At 35.5% G+C, this 23095-nt stretch carries 35 protein-coding genes, 1 tRNA gene, 1 pseudogene and 1 other annotated feature; of the genes and pseudogenes, 5 read left to right on the top strand and 32 right to left on the bottom strand.

The window, feature by feature from the left end:
• Window positions 1–76 precede the first annotated feature (76 nt).
• From AB3I42_RS01720 to AB3I42_RS01625, 20 genes are all read right to left on the bottom strand, one after another.
• Window positions 77–490 carry an ArpU family phage packaging/lysis transcriptional regulator gene (locus tag AB3I42_RS01720; protein WP_223603587.1) on the bottom strand — a complete coding sequence of 138 codons (414 nt, stop codon included), beginning with the start codon at window positions 488–490 and terminating at the stop codon, window positions 77–79.
• A gap of 274 nt (window positions 491–764) precedes the next feature.
• Complete coding sequence (locus AB3I42_RS01715) at window positions 765–956, bottom strand: hypothetical protein (protein WP_223603588.1); 192 nt, start codon at window positions 954–956, stop codon at window positions 765–767.
• Window positions 953–1543: a DUF1642 domain-containing protein gene (locus tag AB3I42_RS01710; RefSeq protein ID WP_223603589.1), complete on the bottom strand. Its 591-nt coding sequence runs from the start codon at window positions 1541–1543 to the stop codon at window positions 953–955. The genes AB3I42_RS01715 and AB3I42_RS01710 overlap by 4 nt, the downstream gene beginning before the upstream one ends.
• Entirely contained in the window at window positions 1543–1929 is a 387-nt protein-coding gene (locus AB3I42_RS01705; protein WP_223603590.1) for a YopX family protein, read from the bottom strand. The genes AB3I42_RS01710 and AB3I42_RS01705 overlap by 1 nt, the downstream gene beginning before the upstream one ends.
• 11 nt (window positions 1930–1940) lie before the next feature.
• On the bottom strand, window positions 1941–2330 hold the full coding sequence (locus AB3I42_RS01700) for a hypothetical protein (protein ID WP_368022211.1): 390 nt from the start codon (window positions 2328–2330) through the stop codon (window positions 1941–1943).
• The gene (locus tag AB3I42_RS01695) at window positions 2327–2638 is read right to left on the bottom strand and encodes a hypothetical protein (protein WP_010719514.1); all 312 of its coding nucleotides are present in this window, start codon (window positions 2636–2638) and stop codon (window positions 2327–2329) included. The genes AB3I42_RS01700 and AB3I42_RS01695 overlap by 4 nt, the downstream gene beginning before the upstream one ends.
• Window positions 2632–2868, bottom strand: a complete 237-nt coding sequence (locus AB3I42_RS01690; RefSeq protein WP_223603591.1) for a hypothetical protein — start codon at window positions 2866–2868, stop codon at window positions 2632–2634. Before AB3I42_RS01690 ends, AB3I42_RS01695 begins: the two co-directional genes overlap by 7 nt.
• Window positions 2834–3121 carry a hypothetical protein gene (locus tag AB3I42_RS01685; protein ID WP_223603592.1) on the bottom strand — a complete coding sequence of 96 codons (288 nt, stop codon included), beginning with the start codon at window positions 3119–3121 and terminating at the stop codon, window positions 2834–2836. Before AB3I42_RS01685 ends, AB3I42_RS01690 begins: the two co-directional genes overlap by 35 nt.
• Before the next feature lie 17 nt (window positions 3122–3138).
• Entirely contained in the window at window positions 3139–3333 is a 195-nt protein-coding gene (locus tag AB3I42_RS01680; RefSeq protein ID WP_034867649.1) for a hypothetical protein, read from the bottom strand.
• Window positions 3334–3663, bottom strand: a complete 330-nt coding sequence (locus AB3I42_RS01675; protein WP_223603593.1) for a hypothetical protein — start codon at window positions 3661–3663, stop codon at window positions 3334–3336. It abuts the gene before it with no gap.
• 15 nt (window positions 3664–3678) lie between these two features.
• The gene (locus AB3I42_RS01670; RefSeq protein WP_223603594.1) at window positions 3679–4473 is read right to left on the bottom strand and encodes a helix-turn-helix domain-containing protein; all 795 of its coding nucleotides are present in this window, start codon (window positions 4471–4473) and stop codon (window positions 3679–3681) included.
• A 2-nt stretch (window positions 4474–4475) separates the two neighbouring features.
• Window positions 4476–5195, bottom strand: a complete 720-nt coding sequence (locus tag AB3I42_RS01665) for a putative HNHc nuclease (protein WP_204640197.1) — start codon at window positions 5193–5195, stop codon at window positions 4476–4478.
• Complete coding sequence (locus tag AB3I42_RS01660; protein WP_223603595.1) at window positions 5192–6079, bottom strand: DUF1351 domain-containing protein; 888 nt, start codon at window positions 6077–6079, stop codon at window positions 5192–5194. Before AB3I42_RS01660 ends, AB3I42_RS01665 begins: the two co-directional genes overlap by 4 nt.
• Window positions 6080–6760 (bottom strand): ERF family protein, encoded by a 681-nt coding sequence (locus AB3I42_RS01655; protein ID WP_223603596.1) that lies wholly within the window; start codon window positions 6758–6760, stop codon window positions 6080–6082.
• Complete coding sequence (locus AB3I42_RS01650; protein ID WP_053765581.1) at window positions 6757–6942, bottom strand: hypothetical protein; 186 nt, start codon at window positions 6940–6942, stop codon at window positions 6757–6759. Before AB3I42_RS01650 ends, AB3I42_RS01655 begins: the two co-directional genes overlap by 4 nt.
• The gene (locus AB3I42_RS01645; protein ID WP_185184884.1) at window positions 6939–7097 is read right to left on the bottom strand and encodes a hypothetical protein; all 159 of its coding nucleotides are present in this window, start codon (window positions 7095–7097) and stop codon (window positions 6939–6941) included. Before AB3I42_RS01645 ends, AB3I42_RS01650 begins: the two co-directional genes overlap by 4 nt.
• On the bottom strand, window positions 7094–7414 hold the full coding sequence (locus AB3I42_RS01640) for a hypothetical protein (protein ID WP_223603597.1): 321 nt from the start codon (window positions 7412–7414) through the stop codon (window positions 7094–7096). The genes AB3I42_RS01645 and AB3I42_RS01640 overlap by 4 nt, the downstream gene beginning before the upstream one ends.
• A 39-nt stretch (window positions 7415–7453) precedes the next feature.
• Window positions 7454–7603 carry a hypothetical protein gene (locus AB3I42_RS01635; protein ID WP_179133706.1) on the bottom strand — a complete coding sequence of 50 codons (150 nt, stop codon included), beginning with the start codon at window positions 7601–7603 and terminating at the stop codon, window positions 7454–7456.
• 145 nt (window positions 7604–7748) lie between these two features.
• On the bottom strand, window positions 7749–8033 hold the full coding sequence (locus tag AB3I42_RS01630; protein WP_010738250.1) for a hypothetical protein: 285 nt from the start codon (window positions 8031–8033) through the stop codon (window positions 7749–7751).
• A 12-nt stretch (window positions 8034–8045) separates the two neighbouring features.
• Window positions 8046–8282 carry a helix-turn-helix domain-containing protein gene (locus tag AB3I42_RS01625; protein ID WP_178287301.1) on the bottom strand — a complete coding sequence of 79 codons (237 nt, stop codon included), beginning with the start codon at window positions 8280–8282 and terminating at the stop codon, window positions 8046–8048.
• Window positions 8283–8443: 161 nt separating this feature from the next.
• Between AB3I42_RS01625 and AB3I42_RS01620 the strand changes: the two genes are divergently transcribed.
• From AB3I42_RS01620 to AB3I42_RS01610, 3 genes are all read left to right on the top strand, one after another.
• Window positions 8444–9253 carry an XRE family transcriptional regulator gene (locus tag AB3I42_RS01620; RefSeq protein WP_265632088.1) on the top strand — a complete coding sequence of 270 codons (810 nt, stop codon included), beginning with the start codon at window positions 8444–8446 and terminating at the stop codon, window positions 9251–9253.
• Between the two features lie 108 nt (window positions 9254–9361).
• Window positions 9362–9676 (top strand): hypothetical protein, encoded by a 315-nt coding sequence (locus AB3I42_RS01615; RefSeq protein ID WP_010751852.1) that lies wholly within the window; start codon window positions 9362–9364, stop codon window positions 9674–9676.
• A 12-nt stretch (window positions 9677–9688) separates the two neighbouring features.
• Window positions 9689–10837, top strand: coding sequence for a tyrosine-type recombinase/integrase (locus AB3I42_RS01610; RefSeq protein ID WP_368022210.1), 1149 nt, complete (start codon window positions 9689–9691; stop codon window positions 10835–10837).
• A 93-nt stretch (window positions 10838–10930) separates the two neighbouring features.
• Here AB3I42_RS01610 and rpmA read toward each other — a convergent pair whose 3' ends face one another.
• From rpmA to rplU, 3 genes are read right to left on the bottom strand one after another with little or no spacing between them, the layout of a single operon-like run.
• On the bottom strand, window positions 10931–11224 hold the full coding sequence (gene rpmA, locus AB3I42_RS01605) for a 50S ribosomal protein L27 (protein WP_010719806.1): 294 nt from the start codon (window positions 11222–11224) through the stop codon (window positions 10931–10933).
• A 12-nt stretch (window positions 11225–11236) separates the two neighbouring features.
• Window positions 11237–11581, bottom strand: a complete 345-nt coding sequence (locus tag AB3I42_RS01600; RefSeq protein WP_010719807.1) for a ribosomal-processing cysteine protease Prp — start codon at window positions 11579–11581, stop codon at window positions 11237–11239.
• Between the two features lie 28 nt (window positions 11582–11609).
• Entirely contained in the window at window positions 11610–11918 is a 309-nt protein-coding gene (rplU, locus tag AB3I42_RS01595; protein WP_010719808.1) for a 50S ribosomal protein L21, read from the bottom strand.
• A gap of 19 nt (window positions 11919–11937) precedes the next feature.
• Window positions 11938–12013 (bottom strand) — a sequence feature (ribosomal protein L21 leader region).
• A 141-nt stretch (window positions 12014–12154) separates the two neighbouring features.
• Here rplU and AB3I42_RS01590 point away from each other — a divergent pair.
• On the top strand, window positions 12155–12808 hold the full coding sequence (locus AB3I42_RS01590; RefSeq protein ID WP_010719809.1) for a uracil-DNA glycosylase: 654 nt from the start codon (window positions 12155–12157) through the stop codon (window positions 12806–12808).
• Between the two features lie 145 nt (window positions 12809–12953).
• On the opposite strand, the gene AB3I42_RS01585 is transcribed toward AB3I42_RS01590, so the two are convergent.
• From AB3I42_RS01585 to AB3I42_RS01565, 5 genes are all read right to left on the bottom strand, one after another.
• A complete protein-coding gene (locus tag AB3I42_RS01585) occupies window positions 12954–14573 on the bottom strand; it encodes a SulP family inorganic anion transporter (protein ID WP_306690246.1) in 1620 nt (539 codons plus the stop codon).
• A gap of 132 nt (window positions 14574–14705) precedes the next feature.
• The gene (locus AB3I42_RS01580; protein WP_010738267.1) at window positions 14706–15065 is read right to left on the bottom strand and encodes a DUF1304 domain-containing protein; all 360 of its coding nucleotides are present in this window, start codon (window positions 15063–15065) and stop codon (window positions 14706–14708) included.
• Window positions 15066–15463: 398 nt separating this feature from the next.
• Window positions 15464–15537: transfer RNA gene (locus AB3I42_RS01575), tRNA-Arg, on the bottom strand.
• Between the two features lie 159 nt (window positions 15538–15696).
• Window positions 15697–16383 carry an O-methyltransferase gene (locus tag AB3I42_RS01570; RefSeq protein ID WP_010719812.1) on the bottom strand — a complete coding sequence of 229 codons (687 nt, stop codon included), beginning with the start codon at window positions 16381–16383 and terminating at the stop codon, window positions 15697–15699.
• A 70-nt stretch (window positions 16384–16453) separates the two neighbouring features.
• Window positions 16454–16993, bottom strand: coding sequence for a signal peptidase I (locus AB3I42_RS01565; RefSeq protein ID WP_010719813.1), 540 nt, complete (start codon window positions 16991–16993; stop codon window positions 16454–16456).
• Between the two features lie 217 nt (window positions 16994–17210).
• On the opposite strand from AB3I42_RS01565, the pseudogene AB3I42_RS01560 reads away from it, so the two are divergent.
• A pseudogene (locus AB3I42_RS01560) lies at window positions 17211–19060 on the top strand (GHKL domain-containing protein).
• A gap of 145 nt (window positions 19061–19205) precedes the next feature.
• Here the strand turns inward: AB3I42_RS01560 and AB3I42_RS01555 are convergent.
• From AB3I42_RS01555 to AB3I42_RS01540, 4 genes are all read right to left on the bottom strand, one after another.
• Entirely contained in the window at window positions 19206–20210 is a 1005-nt protein-coding gene (locus tag AB3I42_RS01555) for a lipoate--protein ligase (protein ID WP_010738270.1), read from the bottom strand.
• Between the two features lie 10 nt (window positions 20211–20220).
• A complete protein-coding gene (locus AB3I42_RS01550) occupies window positions 20221–20961 on the bottom strand; it encodes an MBL fold metallo-hydrolase (RefSeq protein ID WP_010719816.1) in 741 nt (246 codons plus the stop codon).
• Between the two features lie 65 nt (window positions 20962–21026).
• A complete protein-coding gene (locus tag AB3I42_RS01545) occupies window positions 21027–21824 on the bottom strand; it encodes a DUF975 family protein (RefSeq protein ID WP_010719817.1) in 798 nt (265 codons plus the stop codon).
• Complete coding sequence (locus tag AB3I42_RS01540) at window positions 21824–22906, bottom strand: M42 family metallopeptidase (protein WP_010719818.1); 1083 nt, start codon at window positions 22904–22906, stop codon at window positions 21824–21826. The genes AB3I42_RS01545 and AB3I42_RS01540 overlap by 1 nt, the downstream gene beginning before the upstream one ends.
• Between the last annotated feature and the right edge of the window lie 189 nt (window positions 22907–23095).

Raw genomic sequence — 23095 nt, 5'->3', positions numbered from 1 at the left:
CTAATCTTTCGACACTATCATAATATCACTGGTAAATGGATAAAAACCGCCATCATTCCGCCAAAAAACCGCCAAATTATTTATAAGCAATTTTTTCCCCATGTTTATACGCTTCTGCAAACTCTATTAGAGCTTCCGACTTCATCCGTTGTATGCTTCTTTCTGAATAACCTACTTCACGACTAATCCTGTAGTTTGAGAAACTATCTGGCACACAGAAGCTATAGTAGAGTATCTGACGACTAATTAGACTAAGTGCCATCAAAGCCTTCAAAATCGCATCTCTTTCTACTTCAGCATCTGCTAATTGGATCATGGCATCTTCTGCTTTGTTTCCATGACTAGGAACCTTAGGCATATCTGTTATAACTGGTGACTTAATATCTATCAAAGAGCGACCTGCTATGCGCTCTAAACGTCTAAAATTCTTTAAAACATTTCTGGCATTATCTCTTGTTTGTTTGAAATCTACTTCTCGTAATAAATTCATCAAGCAAAATCGCTCCTTTTATGGTATAATGAGATAAACTTTCAAACAATTTCCATTTTATGTAGCGACAGCCATTTACTGGCTGTCCTTTTTTATGTTCTTCTTTTTCTTATTCATATATTTTTTCTTAGCCGTCCCATTCTGAATCGCCTTTTGTTCCAAACGGCGTTTTTTCTTCTTGATTTTCGATTTCGTCTTTCCCATTATTTCTTGTTCCCTTCTTGGATGATTACTAACATAGAAACGAAAAGTACAATAAAGATAAAAGGATAGATCATTCTGTTTCCTCCTCATGTAATTCGAATTTACTAGATGGCCAACTCAAACGCTGTTTATCGTCATCGATCAAAACGATTCTACTAAGCATCGAAGCATCTTGAACTATATAATATTCGTTGTCCAAGAAGTATAATGACACGCCTGATCCTATTTTAGTCACTACTTTGTCGCCTTCTTTGAAACTCATCCTTCCGCCACCTCATACGTTTTCTCGAAAATATCTGGCTTACATGGATAAAATTCGCCTTCCACACCTTGAATAATATAATCATTAATATCAGCGTGCATGATACCCTCTAAAGTTGAAATGTATAGATCATATCCACTTGTTTCTGCATTAGGTACTAGTTCACCATTACACCATTCTTTCACTTCTAACAGATTTTTATTAGTTAGCTGTATAGCTTCAACAACTACTGGTTTCTTTTTATATTTCCTTGGCTCTTTCTCGACCTCGTAGCCGTCCTTCATGTGAATGAGAGTTTCGATTGGTTTGTTTTCAGCAACATCTAACCAATTCTCAAAATCTGTCTTGTGTGGCCATTCTTCATCGTCTAATTCTCTGATTGCCATAAAAATCGCTAAATCCAATGCATCTTTATTATCTTCAAACCACTCCGCCACAAACTTAGGCACAACTGGCTTCTGCGGTTCGTCTAACTTTTTCATTACCGCAATACCGGCATTTATACCGTCGTTATAACAATCAGCTCTTATGTCTTCACTTTTCATTTTATGAATTTCTAATTCTTTGATTCCTTCTTGTTTATTCATTACTCTCCCTCCAATAACTCGCTATTCTCGTATATATTCCCGATAACTTCATAGTCAGTGTGAAATACTGGATCATAATAAATACGATATTCTAAGTCCAAGTCTACTAGCTTACAAATTAAGCCAGAATGACACCCAGAGGCTTGAACAACAGCTTTTTCATGATCTAAGTGATTAAAACCATCACTTACACTGAAAAGTACTATATCCCCCTCAAAAATCTCTACACCGTTCTTATCTTTCAGTCCTGTGGATTGCATGAGGATATATTTATCTGGAGACATTTCAGCATGAGTGATCAACCTTCCTGCTTGTCCATATTTCATTTCTTGCCCAAATTTTTTACCTTTAAACGGTGTGTACCACGCTCGAAACTTCGGTATCATTCGCTGTCCTCCTACTTCTTCTCAGTCACCGTAAACGGCACAATACTTTCTGGCATGTAATTTACTTCGTATTTGTATTCATTGACCTTCGCGCCTTCTAAATCTTCAACCACATACATGTTCCAACTAGTCATATTTACAAGATGTTTTTTGTACTCATTCTTTCCTGTTTCAACTAGAATAACGAGTTTATTTTTATCTTCCGTATCCACAGATATTCGACCGATTGCTTCAAACTCCACTTTGTCCGTTCGAGTATTGATCACTGTCACCCGACGAATCACATTAAAATTATCTGCTTCTTGGCTTACATTGTAGGAAGCTTTATCGCTTTCTCTTCCGCAAGCTCCTAATGTGATGCCTATTCCTAATAAACTGATAAATACAATTAATTTTTTCATTTGTTTTCCTCCTCAATCTCACATGCTTTTTCAAACTCGTTAGTGATACGCTCAAGCGCCTTTTTGTACTCAATAATACTTTTTATCACGTGACCTTCTCTCATCACGTAGTCACGCTGTATGGCTTTTAAACACATGCTTAACGTTTGGTAGTATCCAATAAACGAAACCCCTTCTACTTTTTCACCTTTGCTATTTACGGTATATTGAATATTCCCTTTTTCATCAAGAATCACTCGTGATAAAACAATATTTCTGCAATCACTCGTTTCAGTGATTCGATAGTTTTCAATTTTCATATCTAGCATTCCACAGCCCTCATTTCTGTAAATGGAACAATCGTTTTCCCGTGGTATCCAACTGCTAAACCATCATCGTCTGGATGAGTACTATCAATCGTTACCATTGCTGAATTGTCATAAACTTCTTTTACGTATCCTTCGAATGGATACAGCCATGGTGTCTCACGCTTTGAATCGCAACAAAAGCATTCAACCTCTTGGTTAACTTCTGGAATGAATTTCTTTTTTCTGCTCATGCTTACTCACCTCTTGTTTCAACCATGCCTGATTAGACTTAGATTGTTTTTCTTTTCTCAAATTTTTCCTTTTAGGCGGATTGATTTTATTAGTTTTTTGAGAATAATCTTTTACTTCCACTACTTCGCCATTACTCACATAGGCAGCTAATTCTGCCATTTCCTTTGATTCATAACGTTTAGCTCCTTTTAAGTTAGGAACTCCATATCCTTCTGAATCGACATAACACATTGCTTTTACAACGTATGCCACACTTAAACCTCCAATAGCTAATTTCTAAATGCTCTGCGTACTGTATACGCTTCGTTAATGATTTTCTTCAACGTATCCGATGGATAGATTCGATGACTTGCTTTCTTGACATCTTGTTCATATAACCAAGCAAGCTGTGCTAGAGTATCATCATCAAGAGAAAATCTCGGTCTTTTCTTAGGTGTCCCACCTGTTTGTTTTGGCTGTCCCACCTACACGACTACTCCTTTTGGTTGATCTTCTAAATATTTCTGTAATCCTTGATAACATTCTTCGAATGACAAAAGAGAACATTTCATCTTTCGTACATGGAACTCTTCCTTTTTCTTTTTTTCCTTTACCAAAATATGTTCCAGCTTTGTTCGGTCTACGTATAGCGCATAATAAACACGCAACTTACTCCAGCTTGAACGATCTTTTTTTATTTGGTCTTCGGTCAAATCTTTTAGCTGGCTATAAACTGCTTGCAAACATTGACGTTCATCACCTTGTTTGCATTCCCCCAGTTTTTTTACCAGTTTGAGATAGTTATATTCTTTCAAAATATCACCTCACGTTTAGAAAGGGACATCATCGTATCGATGCGCTTCTCTTTCTTTTCTGAGCCTTTCTTGTTCTTCATAGTCTGCCAGCCATTTTGGGATAGGCTCTTTCCTAACAGAACTCTTTTTGAACGATTTAGGCGAATTTTCAGCCTTCCACGCTTCATCTGCTAGCTTCGCATCCTCTACCGTTTTGACACCACGTCTCTGCCAATCATTCAGCTTTTTAACCACATACCCAGCCGTATGTCCGCCATCTCTTGCTGAAATCTCAATGGCGTATAGAATGACCTCAAGGGCGACACCGTCTTCTAAAAAGCTCTGCACTCGATCGATGTTTTGAGGTGTATCCATTGGTTTAATTTTTTGTTGGTAAAGTTCAGAAATCCTCGTGCGCTCTGCATGCATATTATTTGTATTATTAAATGTATTATTAAATGTATTATTATCTCTCAATTTTTTTTGGGTAGGCTTCTCAAAATCTTTTGGGTAGGGTCTCAAATTTTCTTGGGTAGGGTATGGAATTATTTTTATATACCTATACAAGATTTCTTTAGTACCTTCTCTATAAATAATTTCTTTCGAAATATAGCCATGGTCTAATAATGATTTCAACCAATTTTGAATAGTTGTTTTAGTAACCTGATATAAATCTGCAAAATATTTATCGCTCGCCCAGCAATATCCTTTTTCATTACTTAATGCTGTAATTTCACCGTATAAAAGTTTGGCATTTGCAGTCAGATTCCGATCATAACGGACATTCGCTGGGATTACTGCAAAATAACTTTTGTTGACCTCGTTTTCCATCTTTAACTCTCACCGACTTCCATTTGAAAATATCCTTCAATGATTTCATTTTGTTTGAACTCGTCTAAAACTCGTTTTGTGGTCAACTTTAGTTTTAAAATATCCGTTTCTTCCAAACGAACAGGAATAACTCGATACTTTTTCACAAAATAATGAACTCCTTGTTGGTGTTGTAATTGGTGATGTTCACGACACAACGCCATTAAAAGTAATAAGCGATGATCTGTATGTTTTCGATTCTTACCTGCACCTACTGCCTGAAAATGTGCGATATCAGCATATTGTCCACAAATACAACATTTCCTATGTTTCAAACAGGAATAAAACCAATAATTATCTTCAAGTAAATAAATATAGTCACCAGGCAGTTCCACATTTGCTTCTAACACAAAATCAATTAAGAAATGAATCCATTCATTCGCTTCTGTTCGTGTAGCCAAGCGATGAGAAAATGTTTCTCCAGTTTTCCCCTTGTAGTAATACTTCATCAATAGCTCAATTCTCTCTGGACTATCATAGCTATACCTTGCAATGTCTCGAATAAGGGAATGAGAAAGTGCATTTTGTTTTGAGGTAATCCCTCGGTTATCATGCACTTTCACTTCGACATATAACTCTTGACCATCTGCCAATAAATCTAAGAATTCCCGATTAATCAGCTTTGTTGATTGTATCCGAAACCAATTATTTTTTACTTCAAATACTTTGGCTAAAAATCTCATTCTTCTGTTTCGACCTTATACTCTACATTCAATTTTTCAATCGTATTTTTAATAATTGATAATTGTTTGGCTGTTCCTGTAATATGCAAGGTAAAGGAAAAAGTCTGTTCCTCAGTTAAAAGCTCTTGTAAACTTTCAACATTCGTTTCTTCATTTACTGTCTGTTTAATTTCCTGTTCCGCTATTTCTAGTTCTTTCGCTTCTTTTTCTCTTAGTTCTTTAACAGCTTGATCAATTTTTGGAAATATTTGAGCTGCTGTTAATCCCTCGTCAACTAATGAAATCCATGAAAAAGGATCAAGACCATAGGCTTTCACATAACTTTCGACTAGAATTTTTTGCTGTTCGATATTCTCTTTTTGCTGTTTTACTGCAATACATTCTGCAATAATTTCTTCTTCAATTTTTTTCGTTAATTTGTTTTTTGCTGTAAAACTCGTAGAGTTCAACCAATTACTTCTTAAAGTAATTTGATTGGTATCAACTCCATGCTTTTGAGCTTGTTTCTCAAGATATGCTAAAACGATTGTCTTATATTCTTCTTTCTTCTTAGCTTCAAATTCCCTAATTTGATCATTGATATTTTTTGACATCCGTTTTATTTCATCGCTGTATCCCTTTATTTGACTTTCAAACGCAACAAGTGGTTCACTAAACTGTTTTTTTACTTCTTTTCGTTTGGAATCAATCAAATCAAAAATACGGTTTAGTTCAGCTCTTGCTTTCTTCGCATCTGCAATATCATCTTCTTTAAAAATCAAACCTTCAAAACGTTGCACAGTTGCATTAATTAAGGTTGCCAATTGATCTTCATTTACAATTTCAATAACGCTCGGTTGATAATTGACATCGAAAATGACCTCTGTTGATAATTCATTTTCCATTTACAAATCCTCCCAAGATGGCTTACTATCTTTTTTCGCCCTATTAGATAATTCTTTAGAAAACTTTTGTTCTGCTTTTTCTGCTGAAACTTTCAAATAACCAATCAACTCTGAATAAAATTCGTTTGTCACTTGTTCTAAACTTTCAAACCCGTGTTTTCCAAGAGAATTAGCCGCAATCACTTCTTTTTTAGATCCAGTGACATTTGCAATCTTTTCAACATATTTATCAAATGTTTTTAAGAATTCGTCATGTAAATCCACGATTTCTTTATTCTCCTGTGGCAATGCATCGGCATCTTTTGCATCATCAATTAGGTATAATCCATTAAGAGCATATTTCCGAGCATAGGATGAAGCTGAACCCGTTACTTGACTATCATCCATCTTCGTACGTGAATCAGCTTCTCTTGCATAAGCAGTTATTTCTAATTTTTCTTTTCCGTCAGTGAGGACGGCTGTCGCTTTGATATAGAAACGATTACCAATAACAACTGGTTCATCTGTTAAAGTTAAAAGTAATTTCATTTCTTGATTTAATGGTTTAACAGCCTTTAATATGTCTTCACAATTCCGATAATTGTAGTTCCCATACTCGCTATATTGGCTCTTAGGTGCTTTTAATTTGTTTTGAATAGAAATCACTTTCTCGTTAAATGTCATTTTAATATCTTCTGTCATAGATCCATCGGCTCCCCAATATTTTGTTCAATAAAATTTTGTAAATCGTCTTCTCGAACATATTCACCTTCAATTGAATAGACAGAATCTCCTAAATACAATGGATTTCCCTGCCAATCAGTAGCAATTGCCTTTTCTTCTTTTGGCAATTGCCTAGCACCTAATGAATCAAACTCCTTCATTTTTCAGTCACTTCCTTTAATGTAGAATTGAATAAGTAAGTCAAAACTAAAGTAATGAAGTAAATCCAACCATAACGAATGTTAATTGTGGCAAAGCACATACCCACACCAACGAGGGCATATGCTCCTTTCACATTAATTCGTGTTTTTTTCACCGAAATTCCCCCTTGAGAATGCGAGTCATCACGTCAGCGAGATCTTCTTCGTTATCAATAACAAAGGTATGATTTTGTTTATTTGGCGCACCTTCTAGTGTTGCACTTCCGACCGCTCTTAAAATTTTGGATGGCAATGGTAGATTTTCATTAAGTTCTTTCTCTTGTACTGCCAAACAAAAAGCTACATCTGTTGCATCACCGACTATCATGTTGATAACATGACCTTTTCTTTGAAGAGTACAAATAGCGGCAATTCCTTCTTTTCGGCATTCCTGTTGCAATTCTTTAACCAATGTTTTAATTTTTTCGTTCATATGATAAAATCTCCTTAGGTATAATTTGTTTGTTGCCGATTAGCGATTGCCCTCGCTGGTCGGTCTTTTTATTTCTTGCCACTTCTTCTGGCGTTCGCGCCATTGTTCCCCTAACAATCTAGGTTTCATTTCTTCGTGGTATTTCTGATTTAGTTTTCGCATCAAGTGTTGATGCTCTTGTAAGGTCATTCGCTCCCTCCTTCGTCTCTCACCGTCACCACCTCCGGAAAGAGGAGTTGCTCATGCCAACGTGTATGTGCGAACTTGATTTTTTAAGGAGAAAACTCGCAACTCCTCTTTTCGGAAGTGGTGAGTGTAGAACAAGTTTAAATATTTAAATTTCAAAAGTTTCTTTTAAAAATCGTTGTAATTCAGTTCGTTCAATTCGAATATCTTGTTCACTCCATTGTTGAATCTTTAAACCTTTTGAAATCCAACCGCTTAATTTGTCATCACCAATTCTCAATATTTCTTTTACTTGAGACTTATTCGGGTAAGGTGGTAATTCAACAGTTTTAGTCAACAAGCTGGATCGCTTTTCGATTTCTTTCAAAACAATAAAAGTAATATTACTTGCTAATTCGTTTTGAATTACTTCATCTGGAATGTTTAGTTGCATCAGTTATACCTCCTACGCTGGTTGTTTTCCTCTCTTATTCTCTATATTACGAATTAAATCGTACATTTTACCTAAAAAAATATAATCTGTAGGAATTTGATATAAATCAGATAATTTATTCAACAAAGACATAGGAATGTCAGAACTATCTTTTTCATATTTTGATAATGTCTCATGATGTATTCCAATAATATTAGCTGCTTCTTTTATTGTTAAACCAGCATTAACTCTAGCAGATCTTAAAGATATAGAAATCATTTATTACACCTCCTTATTAACTTGTCTATATTTTATACGAATTAATTCGTATTGTAAAGTGCTAATCTAATTTTTTGTTCGATTTTTTTCGTACTTTTGTTTACAAAATTCAAATTACCTATTATACTTTAAAATAAAGAGAGGTGATACACATGGCTAGAGGTAGAGGGGAACTGACACCTAAGGATATAGAAATTAGAAAAATAATTTCTACTAATATTAACAAACTATTAGAGCAATATAATAAGAAACAAACTGACATTCATAATGCTACTGGTATACCAAAAAGTACTTTAACTGGTTATATAAAAGGTACTTCAACTCCTAATCAAGGAAATATTCAAAAAATATCAGATTTTTTTGGCGTAAAAAAATCTGATATAGACCCTAGATTTTCTAGTGATCTAAAAAAACAAAATGAAAGAAAATTAGATATAAACAGCATATACTCTCAACTCACGCCACCTCGACAACAAAAAGTATATGACTTTGCTAAACATGAATTAGAAGATCAAAATAGATCAAATGTGATTCAAGGAAATTTTGGTAAAGCTGTTGATGAAGATGAAAAACAGGAAGTTTCATATGTCGGTTTATTATCAGCAGGACATGGTTGTCCTAATTATGATAAAGAGCGCCCGTTAGGTACGGTAACAATGAGAGAATCTCAAATTCCTTCTCATTATGATCTTGCTTTTATGATAAATGGAAATAGTATGCACCCCACTTTTGAAAATGGAGAAATAGTTTTTATTAAACTGACTCCACATGTTATGAATGGTCAAATTGGTGCTGTAGAAATAAATGGCGAAGCATTTTTAAAGAAAATGTATGTAGAAAATCGAAGACTACGATTAGTATCCTTAAATTGTGAATGTGATGAAAATGGAAATCGCTTGTATCCAGATTTCTATGCAGATGAATATGATGATCTTTATGTTATTGGCAGAGTGATTGTGTGATAACAACAAAACCACCTGGCCAATTCGGTTAGGTGGTTTTTATAAATAAAAAGGCCTTCGGGCTTTTCTTTTATAACGATAAGAACATACATTCGAAAGGAGAAAAACATGCAATATCAAGAATTCAAAGAATGGTTAGAAAACAATTCTAATTCAAAACATATATTTTTAACCAAATGGAAAAACTATCAAATATCAAAAAATAGTAAACGAACTGGAAAAACAAAAAAGTGGGATGATGATAAAATCATTCGTACTGGCGAAGAAGAATGGAAAAAAATCGTGGCAAATACCTATCAAAAACTTAAATCTCATTTAGGAATTCCAAAATACAACGGATATCAAGAATGGATTGATTTTATAGAAAAAAATGAGATTTTAGAATCATTTGATAACAGTATTTTAGAAATAGAATTAGAATAGGAGTTGAATTTTATGGCAATGATTAAACAATACCAGAAGAAAAATGGTGAAAAAGCGTGGTACTTCAAGACATATCTTGGTATTGATCCATTAACTGGAAAAAAGAGATATACAACTAAAAGAGGATTCAAAACACAAAAAGAGGCGAAAATCGCACTTTCTAGATTGGAATTAGAACGACAAAAAGCAGGAATGCCAATAAGTACAAATACTACTTTCAAAAAAGCAGCAGAATTATGGCTAGAAAACTATAAAAAAACCGTGAAAGAAAGTTCATATTCAAGGACTAAAATCATCTTTAACAAACACATATATCCAAAATTTGGAAATATTAAACTTTCTAAAATTAATACAGCATATTGTCAAAAAATAGTAAATGATTGGAGTGAAAAAGGAACTTCAAAACAGTACCCTCTTTTCGTTAACTATATGAACAAAGTTTTTAAATATGCTATAAATATTGGTTTAACATCTGATAACCCAACATTAAATTTAATTATTCCAAAACCACAAATTAAAACAGAAAAGAAATTAAAATTATATACAAAAGAACAGTTGGAATTATTTCTAAGTGAAGTATCTAAAGAACAGAATCCATATTTTAAAAACAGAGACTATACGCTCTTTAGACTATTAGCATTCAGCGGATGTAGAATCGGTGAAATATTAGCACTTACTTGGGACAATATTAATTTTAAAACACATGAAATGACCATTAAAAAAACTGTAGCCCGATCAGACAAATATTATATATCTGAAACTCCTAAAACAAAAAAATCAAATCGAATAATTTATTTAGATGAAAAAACTATAAAACAATTAAAATTTTGGAAGCTTGAACAAAGAAAGTACTTGTTTCAATTGGGATTTACCAAAGCTAATTATTTGTTTACCAATGACGAAAATAGTTTCACAATTAATCAGGCAGTAACAGAAAGATACAATGTATATCGTGAGCGTGCCGCCTTACCCTATATCGGTCTGCATGGTTTTAGACATACTCATGCATCAATGCTATATGAGGCTGGTGCAGATCACAAAGAAGTACAAGAAAGAATGGGGCACGCAAATATAAAAACTACTATGGACACATATACACACATTACTAATAGTAAAAAAGAAGAAACAACACAAAAACTAACAAATTATATTAACTTCTAAGAAAGTATGGTCAAAAGTATGGTCAAAAAAATTCTCTTAATTAACAAAAAAAGCTCCACCCCTTGCTACACAAGAGATAGAGCAGTTTGTTTATTAAGCTTCTTGAGCTACTGGATAAACAGACACTTGTTTTTTGTCGCGGCCTTTACGTTCGAAACGTACTACTCCGTCAACTTTAGCAAATAAAGTGTCGTCTCCACCAATACCCACGTTCACACCTGGATAAATTTTTGTACCGCGTTGACGGTAAAGAATTGATCCACCTGTAACTGTTTGTCCGTCAGCGCGTTTAGCACCTAGACGTTTTGATTCTGAGTCGCGTCCGTTAGATGTAGAACCGCCACCTTTTTTGTGGGCAAAGAATTGTAGATTCATTGATAACAACATGGTCTGCACCTCCTATTTATCATTAATTGTTTTAATTTGGATATATTCTGAATTTTCAGCTTCTATCGATTGTAATCCCAACAAGAGATTTTCTAATAGAATCTCGGCAATATTGTTTTGCTCTTGTGTCAATCCTGAAGTGACTTCGGTATATAAATAACCGCCCTCTTCTTCATTCATTTCGACAATTGGTTCAAAACCAGCTAATGAGGCAATCCCATTGACAGTACTGATCGCTAATGCAGAAACTCCTGCACAGACGATATCACTCCCATAAGGACCAGCATCAGCATGCCCTGTCAAAGTAAATGAAACGATTTGACCAGCGTCATTACGTTTAAATGTTCCTTTGATCATTATTCAGGCCTTCTTTCTCAAGCGCTAATTAAGCGTTGATCGCGTCGATAACCACTTTTGTGTATGGTTGACGGTGACCTTGTTTACGGTGTGAATGTTTTTTAGGTTTGTATTTGAAAGTAACGACTTTCTTTTGTTTGCCGTGTTTTTCAACAGTACCTTCAACAGTTGCACCAGAAATAATTGGAGCGCCTACTTTTGTAGTTTCGCCACCTACTAAGATAACTTCGTCAAAAACAACTTTTTCACCTGCTTCAACGTCAAGTTTTTCAACGTAGATTGCTTGTCCAACTTCAACTTTTACTTGTTTACCACCAGTTTTAATAATTGCGTACATGCTATAAAGCACCTCCTTATAATAGACTTAGACTCGCCATCCAGAGTGACAGTTACCTGTACTTACAAACTCGTTCTGTGCGGTTGTAGCTGTGGAGTCCACAATTACAACAGTACTAGATTACCAGAAACTAGCGCATTCGTCAACTCTAGATTCTAGAACTTTTCTTAAGTCAATCAATCGCAATTTTCACTTTTGCTAATTATAATGTTAGTGAAGACGAAGGAGGTAAACGAATGATCTATCCTGATGAATTGGTTCAAGAAGCAACGATTCGTATGCAAGGTCGTGCGGTAGAAGGTTTCGTTGCTGGTCAAGGCCCACTCCACCCAAAACTGATGCTGGTAGGTGAAGCTCCTGGCAAAACAGAAATCGATAATCATATTCCTTTTAGCGGACAAGCAGGCAAAGAACTAATGCAAACTCTTGCTCTAGCTGGTTTGACAAGAGAAGATGTTTATATTACTAGTGCAGTCAGAAGTCGACCTTATCGGACAGTCCAACGACTCAATAAACGAACTCAGCAAGCAGAAACTGTTTATCCGAATCGGACACCAACGAAAGCGGAAGTATTCGCTCATGCGCCGATCCTAGATTATGAAATCGAACATGTCGAGCCCCATTTGATTGCTACATTAGGCAATATCGGTTTGCAACGGTTATTAGGTTCTGCTTATACGATCTCTAAAAATCATGGTCAGCTTTATACTGGGCCTATTTTAAAACTGAATCAACAAAAAGATGCTTACGAGTGGAGTGATAAAAGCTACCAGATCCTCCCGCTTTTCCATCCTGCAGCTATTTTTTACAATCGAACATTAGCTGACGTGATCCGCAAAGACTGGCTTACCTTAGCAAACTATCTCGAGAAAGATCCTAGCAATCAATAGCCACAGCTTCCATAGGTAAAAAATCCCGAAACAGAAAAAAGCTGTTTCGGGATTTTTGAATTTTTATAGCTTATTTTAATTAAACACTGCAAAAAACACTTTGTTTGCCCTGCTTCTCAAAAACATTTCTCCTGCTCATGACTGATTACGTATATTGTTCATGCAGCGCTGAGAGTGCATGCGCTACTGTTTGGTGTTGCTCAAAGCCAGCTTTTTGCCATAAATGCTGTAGTTGTTTTTCTACTTCTGGTTGTAGCGAGGTGTAAATAATCGTTTGTTCTCGCATTTCAGCTTTTTCTTGAAACTCATCAAAAACAGCCCGGGCAGTTAAATCAATACTTGGAACACCACGCATAGAAAAAATGATCCCCTCTTTTTGATTTAGATCAGCTAATGTATTTTTTAATTTTTCAGCAGACATAAAAAAGAGTGGTCCGCTAATATAGACAACTGTCCAATTATCTAATTTTTTCGTTTCTGGCAAATCCATTCGTTCCCAATCGATTGTTTCAACCGAGATCGTGATTGCCGCACTTTTGATCACAAAGAAAATACAGCCACCGATAATGCCGATGACGATCGCAATACTTAAGTCAAAAATCACGGTACATCCCATAGTAATCAAAAATAATAAGATGCCAGACCAATATCTCTTAGTGAACAAGACGTTGATCGTTTCCCATTCATTCATGCGCCAAGCAGTAACAATCAACACTCCTGCCAAAGCTGGCATAGGAATGTTTGACATAATTGGTGCAAAAATAATCATAGATAAAAACAAAACCAAAGCATGAATGATACCAGCTAAACGAGTCTGTGCCCCTGATTTAATTGCCACACTTGTTCGGGCAATCGCAGCTGTCGCTGGAATGCCTCCAAAAAATGGTAAAATTAGATTTCCGATTCCTTGCGCAACAAGTTCTTGGTTGCTGTCCAATGGTTTGTTTGCCATTCGTCCCGCAGAAGCACCACAGAGCAAACTTTCCACCATGCCAAGCAAGGCAATGCTAATCGCTGGCACCATCACTTCTTTTAAAGAATCAAGATGAAAGGCTACAAACGTTAAGCGATCGCTACTGATCAACGTCTGTGGAATTTTTCCCACGGTTGCTATCGGCAAGTGAAACAAGAACATCGCAACCGTTGCAAGAATAATTGCCATCAAAGAACTTGGTATAGTTTGAGCCCATTTTTTGGGGTAGATAATCATTCCGATGATCACTAATAATCCCATAATAAAGGAGGAAAAATTTATCGAAAAGCCAAAGGTCTGATAGCTGAGAAACTTCTCAATCACATTTGCACCTTCTGAATGGACACCAAACAAGTTATCCACTTGACCCAAGGCAATGATAATAGCAATTCCCGAGGTAAATCCAGTAATCACTGGAGCTGGAATAAAAGAGGTCAATGTTCCTAATCTAAAAATGCCTGCCACTAGCAATAATAGTCCTGCTAAAAATGTCGCCAGTAACACCCCAGACATCCCTTGAGTAGCTGCAATCGACATCAAGATCGCAGCCATTGCGCCTGTTGGTCCTGAAATTTGATAAAAACCACCTGACAAGCCACCAATAATAAGTCCAGCAATAACCGCTGTAATTAATCCTGCCGCAGCATTTGCACCACTGGACACGCCAAACGCCAACGCTAAAGGTAAAGCTACTGCAGCTACAGTAATACCAGCTAATAAATCTTTTTGGAATTTTTGACGATCATATCCGTCAAATTCTTCATTTAGTAAAAAAATATACTTTTTGAACAACCTAGAGACTCCTTTTTTATAAAAATTTTATGAAACACGCAACTACTAGAATAGCATATTTTTCTAACTCATGTCAGCTTTTTCACAAAGTTATAGGCGTTTTCATGAAAATTTTTATAAAATAAGATTAACTCAAATCAAAAGAGTCAGTAATCCAATGATTGCCAGACCACCTTGTTTCAAAATAATTAGTTTGTCACTAGTGATACTACCGTAAGCTGCGACCAGTACAATATAAATCAATAACAAACTTGCCATTTCTTTTGGTGCAGACGAAATATAAATGGCATACAATAAACCAATACCTAACAATCCATTATAAACACCTTGATTTTTAAATAACGTTTGTACCGACGAATTACTTAATTCTTTTTGACTCATTTTAAATACTCTGCCAGTTGCTTTAGAAGTTGTAGCAAAGGTTTCTAAATACATGATATAAAAAAATTCAATTGCAACTAATGTAATGATAATTTGTGAAATAATCGACATATTTTCTCCCCCTATTCATTTCTGCCTATCGGCTTAGAATAAGTATAGCCGAACCGTTCAAAAATAAAAAAACAAACACACTTGTAGCGATTATATTATAAGAACCTTGGATCCCCTGATACCAAACATCATCCATCTATAGAGGATGGACTGATTTCTGCTTAAACGAAGTTAAAATACACGAATGTATGAATTTGTAGAGTAAAAATTTTAACTACTCCTTTTACTTAGAAAAACATCCAATATATTCTTTTTTAACACATACCTAGTAAGTGGAAAATCCTACCTGATTAGACTGTGTATCATAAGAATACTTGCTACGTACCCATTTGGTCCAACTACCAGAACAAAGAAAAACCGGTAGAAACTTTCGTTTCTACCGGTTTTGGTTTTTTTTACGTCACAGGAGGGATTCGAACCCCCGACCGTCCGCTTAGAAGGCGGATGCTCTATCCAGCTGAGCTACTATGACAGCTTTTTCGGAACAAAAATAATTATATAGAATCATTTTGGTTCTGTCAATATGAAATAGTTATTTTATCAATAAAAAAGATTGCTCAATAGAAAGCGTTCCTCTTTTACCTAGTGTCCGACAAAAAGCAAGCTTTTTGTCGTAACAAGGTAAATACTCTTAAGGTAGATGAATTTGCTCTTTTTCTTTAGTTATCAAGATCACACCATCACCTAGCGGCACTAATGTGGAAGTCAAGTCTGGATGGGTCATGACGACCTGTAAAAATTCATTTAATTTACGATGAATGGCACGTTTACCTCTAGGAATCTCTTCATCAGGCAATAAAATCGTTCCGCCTTGAAAAATATCATCAACCATCAATACGCCATCTTTTTTTAGCAGACGTAAACATTCTGGTAAAAACTCAATATATTTCGATTTGGCACTGTCCATAAAAATAAAATCATAAGGCCCAGTTAGTTCTGGTAAAATATCAGCCGCTTGTCCTTCTAGTAAAGTAACTTTTTCGGTTAAGCCAAGTCTTTCATAAGTTGCCTTGGCCTTTTTGATCATAACATCAAAACGATCGATCGTCGTGACGTGACCTTTTTCACTGATTAATTGAGCCATCAAACTAGAAGAAAAACCAATAGCTGCACCAATTTCTAAAACATTCTTTGGTTTTAATTGCCCTAATAAAAACTGCATGAATACGACTGTTTCATGGGGAATGATCGGTACTTCCGCTAAATGGGCTTCTTCTTCAATCAAACCAAGCTCTCCAGACAGTTTTTTCTGTTTTGTCCGCATAAAATCAACTAACTCTTCTTTTACTACCGGACGATGCATCATTTCATTACGCATAATCTGCCTCCTCTTCCAAATTATTATACGAAGAACCTGACAAATCCACAAGTTGCAAACAAATTTACACTCACTTTCCTTTTCGTTGGCTATGAGTAAAAAACCGATTGAAACTTTTCTTTTTTTCAAATTCATCTAGCATATTCCAAGCTGTAATACCGGTCAAACAAAAGGCGATGGTAAAAAATAGCCAGCGCATCCAAGTAAATGCTGACTTTGATAAAAGAATGCCAATATAGGGAATCTGAAAAATGGGCGTTCCAATGATGTATCTTCTCCCCACTACACCGGATTCGGTCTGCGTAGAACTATCTGCTTTAGTATAAAAGTCTTGATGGTCTTTTTCCACTGCGATCACTCGTCGGGTGGTTATTTGCTCTCCTGAGTTTTCATAGTACGTAATCACGTCACCAACCAACAATTCTTCTGGTTTCTTCGGACGTACATAGATCAAACTTCCTTGGCTATAGTAAGGACTCATACCACGATCTTCAATAATATGGGTTGATAGACCAGCTATTTTAGGAAGTAAAATAATGCTCAAAATGATCGCTAAAATAACAATCAGTGTAATTGAACTAATATAGGTTATTTTTTTATAAAATGGCACTAGTTTCCACTCCCTTTACTCATTTCTTATTTCCCATCATATAATAACGATTTAATTTTATCAATTTTAACTCTATTTCTTCTACAACGAATTGAAAGAATTTTAAAAAAAATCTAAAAAATAACTCTTGTTATCTAACTTTATGCAGGTTTATGATTGACTAGAAAACAAAAAACGTTTACCCTAAAAAAAATGTTACTTTTAGAAAGGACACATTATGAACTTTTTTAATAACATTGAATATTTTAAAAAAGCGAACTCATTAAAGATAAAATGGTTTTTCACTATTCTATTATCAACGTTATTTTTAATGATAACAGTATATTTCTTTTATTATATTTTTACTCCTTCTGATAGTGGAAAGGTCAAAGAAATAAAAAATTCATGGGAATTTTACTTAAAAAATGAACCTGATTTTCGTTTTGATAGTCATTATATTAGTTACCTTCCAACAGTTGAAAGAAATGAAACTTTTGTGATGGAAACTATATTAAAAGAAGAGATGGACGATTCGAACTTAGTGATTCGGGGAAACAACCAATGGATAAAAGTTTATTTAAATGATCAACTTTTATATGATCGAACAAATGAACAAGACCAACTTCATCCTGGTTTATCTTTGGCAGTTATTGATCTGCCTACACATTATGCTGGTGAACACTTAAAAATCGAAGTTACTTCACCATATGAAAACTATTCGGGTATTCCACCAAAAGTTTATGTTGGAAATACGGGACCAATCATCAGCTTTATTTTTTCCCAATCTGTTCCTCAAGTAGTTACCATGATCATTGCCATCTTTTTAGGAATTGGGATATTGGTGTACGCCATTTTTAAGCTTTACAAAAAAAGACACTAGATATTTCACTGATCATTCTCAGTTGTTTTGCGTTAGTCTTAGGGGTTGAATCAATCTCTGAAGATATATTAAGCGGCATCCTTTTTGAACCAATCGTCCATTCGATTTTATCTGATACATTTACTATTTTAACTTCAGTATTTCTGGTATTGTATTATTTATCCCGAATGAAACATTATCAAAAAATATATGGTCTCTTTTGTTTTCTGCAAGTCTCCATCCAAATAGGTGTCCTTATTTATTCATTGATGACAGTAGGAGAATTAACTGAACTAATGCCCATTGTTAATACGGTTAGTGTAATCAGTACATTAGTTACTTCCCTTGTCTGTGTTGGGGAAGCCTATCGGAATAATCGTTTTTTCATTGCTTGTACACCGTGGATTGTGCTGATTGCCATTTTCCATTGTATGCTTTATATCCAACCATCATTAGGTATTTATAATGCAAATATTAATTGGTCTACTATTCTATTTATGATAATTCTGATTATTATCATTTGTTATAATATTATCGAGTACATCATCAGCTTTGATAAGCATCAGCGAACTGTTAATTTCTTGAAAACAAAATCGGATTTACTTGAACAACATTATGATCAGCTACGTGATCACATTCAAGAAATCAGTACATTAAGAACTGAGTTTATCCAGACTATGGAAAACTTAGAACATTTGGTCAAGGAAGAAGAAACCGATGAAGTACAAAATTATGTGCAAACTATCTTAACTAATGCTCGAAATTTTGAATTTATTTTCTCTTACTCCTCTCACCAACTCACTAATCTTATTTTAGCTCGTTATCAAGAGATTGCATCAAAGCGAAATATCAAGGTGAAGTTTCAAGCCGAACTACCAGAAGTATTGACCGTCAATGATGATGACTTGACCCAAATACTGATTCATGTCTTAGAACATTCTTTTAGAGAAACACATGCCATTGAAGATCCAACACATCGAAAAATTTATTTATCGATGCAGGAAAAAGAAAATCAACTATTGATTCGTTGTGAACATAGCGCAAACTATGAAACAAATCTCTTTTCACAAGGAATTACCGAAAACTTTGCTGAACAAGAACAGTTTGATTTAAAAATAATCCAAGATGTGGCGGAACGTTATGCAGGAACGTTGACTCAGGAAAAAGATAGTCAGGTAGATCGTTTAATCATCCAATTGACTAAAACAAATCCCAAGAAAAGCATATAATGTCTTTGGCAGATTGGAAAATTGATTCATTGAATGAAGGTTTGAGCGGACAAAATAATATTCGTTCTCTTTCTCAAAAAAAGATAAAAAACAGGGAACACCAATCATTGGTGTTCCCTGTTTTTGACTAATGACTAACATTCGATCAATATAAAAGAGCAAGAAAATCTTCAGCTTCGATCGCACCAAAATACTTTTTGATATCAATCGTTTTTACTACATCACTTAAAACTGATTTATCATATCTTTGTCCAATCAGTTTTTCTTCGACGTCCTTTATCTCTCCTAACCCAAAGAAGTCACCAAATATTTTCACATCATCAATCAAACCATGTGACACATTCAGATGGACTTCGATCGAACCAATCGGATACCGCTTTTGTCTCGAAAAGTTAAAATCAGGTGATTTCCCATAATTCCAATCCCAATTACGATAATAGCGATCAGAGATTTCGTTGATTTTGATCCAGTCTTTGTCTGTTAGCTGATACGTATTAACCTCTGCCAACGTTGCTACTCCGAATATTTTTAATAGAATTTCATCACGAAATTCTTCTGTTAACATCTCTTGTCTTTCTTTAGGTAAAAATGGTTTGATATTGGTCACACGAGAACGAATCGATTTGATCCCTTTGGACTCGATTTTATCTTTTTTTACTTTTAACGCATTGACCACTTCATTGATGTCAGAATCAAACATGATAGTTCCATGGGCAAACATTCGACCATTCGTTGCATACATTGCATTACCAGAGAATTTCATACCATCAATCACTAAATCATTTCGGCCTTTTAATTCCGCTCCAGATACCCCTAATTCGTGAAGAGCTTGAATAATTGGCTTAGTAACTTTAGCAAAATCACGGAAAGAATCGCCATCATCAGGCATGATAAAACTAAAGTTTAAATTTCCAAAGTCGTGATAGACGGCTCCACCGCCACTTAAACGACGAACGACATGGATGCCCTGTTGTTCAACGTAATCTCGATTGATTTCTTCGATCGTGTTTTGATTACGCCCAATAATGATAGATGGTTCATTGATATAAAACAATAAAATCGGTTCATCAACAGGCATTTCTTGGAGTAAAAATTGTTCAATTGCTAGATTGATACGTGGATCATGCTTGTCATTCGGTACAAAAATCATTGTCTTCCTCCTAGATATCAAATACTTTATCGACTTTTGCTAGTGCTACTTCTACTGTATCACCCGCAGCTTGTTGCGCTTCGTTCTGTAATTGTGTAAGATCCCCAAATTGAGGTAAATGGGTCAATACTAGCTTTTTGACTTTTGCTGCTTTCGCAAGTTCCCCCGCTTCTTTTGACGTAAAGTGCGCTTTGTGTCGTTCATTACCAGCAAACAGATAAGTATCTGCTAGAAATAAGTCTGCATTTTCAGCAAATTCTACAAAACTTTCCAAATAGCCGGAATCACCTGTAAAAACAAAGACTTTGCCAGTCGCTTCTTCGACGATCCGCATGGCATAGCACACCACTGGATGGATGGTTTCCATAAACGTGATTAAAAAAGGACCTACTTTCAATTCTTCTGCCTCAAAATAGCCACGTCCTTCTGACACGTTTGGCATTGTTAACTCATCAAAATGAAAAGTGTCTTTAGTATGACCATAGATTGGCAAGATAGCTCCTGGTTCTTTTTCAGGATGTAGTTGCCAATAATATTGCAATACACCTAGATCAGCGATGTGATCATGATGGTAATGGCTCAAGATAACCGCATCAAGTTCTAACGGTTCAAGATGCTCTTGTAATTTTATCAAGGTGGCGCTACCAGCATCGATCAGTAGGTTAAAGCCAGCTGACTGCAATAAATAGCTAGTCGTTCCTTGATTTTTATATGGATAGGCGCCTAAGCAACCTAATACAGTTAATTTCATGATCGTTCTCCTTTCAGAATCAATGTAATAGAATCCTGTTTTTTCTGTGAAACCTCTCTCATGTTTTATGAAAAATAAGTAGCTGGGGGTTCTTTTTCAAGTCTTGCTTGCTCGTAAAAACCTGCAATGGTCACATTGACATAGGCGATAACCCACAATAAACCAAAGAACAAGGCTAGGGCTCCAACAAGGTACCACCCGATAAATGAAAGTTGTAATAGGATATAAGTACCTAAACGATCTTTTAATAAATACCACGCGTATTGCAAACACTGGATGATTGAAAGTTCTGGGTAATCAAATTTAGTCCAAGCCGCAAATTGAAACAATCCGCCCACAATACTCATCAACAAAAGAGAAACAAAGGTCATGAGCAGGGTGGTCAAAACGTAACTAATGTCCAAAGCATTCCCTGATAACACATCTGTTGAAATTGTGTTTGAATTAAATAGTAATTGTGTATAAGTATTGACACCACCAATCAAAAAACCTGGTAATAAAACAAGGGCATTAATGATCCAATTGATCACAACATTGATCAAATTAATCACTAAAATAGGTCCAAAATATTTTTTTTGAAAGACGGCAAACAATAAATTACTTTTTGCTCTGCCGCCGCGAACAACTACCAGCGCAATGTAATATAAGGCATATGAAAAAGCAAATAAAAGGAAATTCTCTAGTAAAAAGCTAACTATTTGTTGTTGCGTGCTATCTACGAAAAAAAATCCCTCAAAAAACATTTGAATCAAACCCGCAACAAACATCGAAAGAAAGACTAGCCAAGCATTGATTCCCCATTGTTGCGCAAGGCTAGCTCGAGCTTTTTTGCGATAATCTGAAAGTGATAACTTTGTTTCCATTAATCATAACTCCTAATCTTTTCAACTGTTTTGTGGTCTAATCGCTTCACTAATTCCGTCACTAATTTCACAGTATTCAAATAATCATCTTCATGGATCACTGAAGTATGTGAATGCAAATACCGCACCGGAACAGTAATCGCCACAGACGGTACCCCATCTCTTGTCAAATGCATCTGTCCTGCGTCTGTCCCACCACCAGTAATGACGGTGTATTGGAATGGTATATCCATTTCTTCCGCCACATCAATCACAAAATTCAACAGTTTTTTATGTGGAATCATTGAAGCATCAAAAATCAAGATTTGTGGACCTTTACCCAAAATCGAATCCGCTTCTTTTGGCGTCATCCCCGGTGTATCTCCAGCTGTTCCTGTATCTAAAGCAAAGGCGATATCTGGATTCACTAAGTGCGTACTTGTGCGTGCCCCTCTAAGGCCAACTTCTTCTTGCACATCGCTCCCTGCGAATAAAACATTGGGATGTCCTTCTTTTGCTAAATTCTCAAGAACTCGTAATGAAACAGCTGTACCGATGCGATTGTCCCAAGCCTTAGCTAGTAAAAATTTACCGCCATTCAACCGTTTATACTCAATATATGGGGTTACCATATCGCCAGGGCGAATACCCCATTCTTTTGCTTCTTTATCACTTGTTGCTCCAATATCAATAAACATATCCTTGATATCATACGGTTTATTTCTTACTTGTGGGGTTAAAACATGTGGCGGTTTCGAACCAATCACGCCATGGATCACTTTCCCAGCTTGTGTTTTGATTTCCACTTGTTGGGCTAACATCACTTGTCCCCACCAACCACCTAATGTTTGAAATTCCAAAAAACCTTTATCAGTGATCTTAGTTACCATAAATCCCACTTCATCCATATGACCAGAAATAAAAATCTTAGGTCCACCACCAGAACCATGTTTGGCGATAATACTACCTAAACCATCATAAAAAATATCTTCCGCAAAGTCTTTTGCATACTTTTTATAGACTTGTCTCACTTCTTCTTCATTGCCTGGTACTCCTTTGGCTGAAGTCAGATCAATCAATAACTGTTCTTCTTTTTTATCCAAAACGTCTCCCTCATTTCTCGTATTGATAGCTAGATTATACCATTTATTAGGTGTGCTTTTCAGCAGAACGATTTTTTCAGTTAGAAAAAAACCAGGATTCCTCGAAAGTTTACCGAATAACTTTCAATAATCCTGGCTTTTTTGCATAATGCATACGATAGCAATCGCTATTTTCTCTTAAATGGACTG

The sequence above is a fragment of the Enterococcus sp. C53 genome (genome assembly GCF_040887425.1).
Classification (GTDB): domain Bacteria; phylum Bacillota; class Bacilli; order Lactobacillales; family Enterococcaceae; genus Enterococcus_B; species Enterococcus_B hirae.
This window is presented reverse-complemented; position numbering and strand designations above follow the sequence as displayed.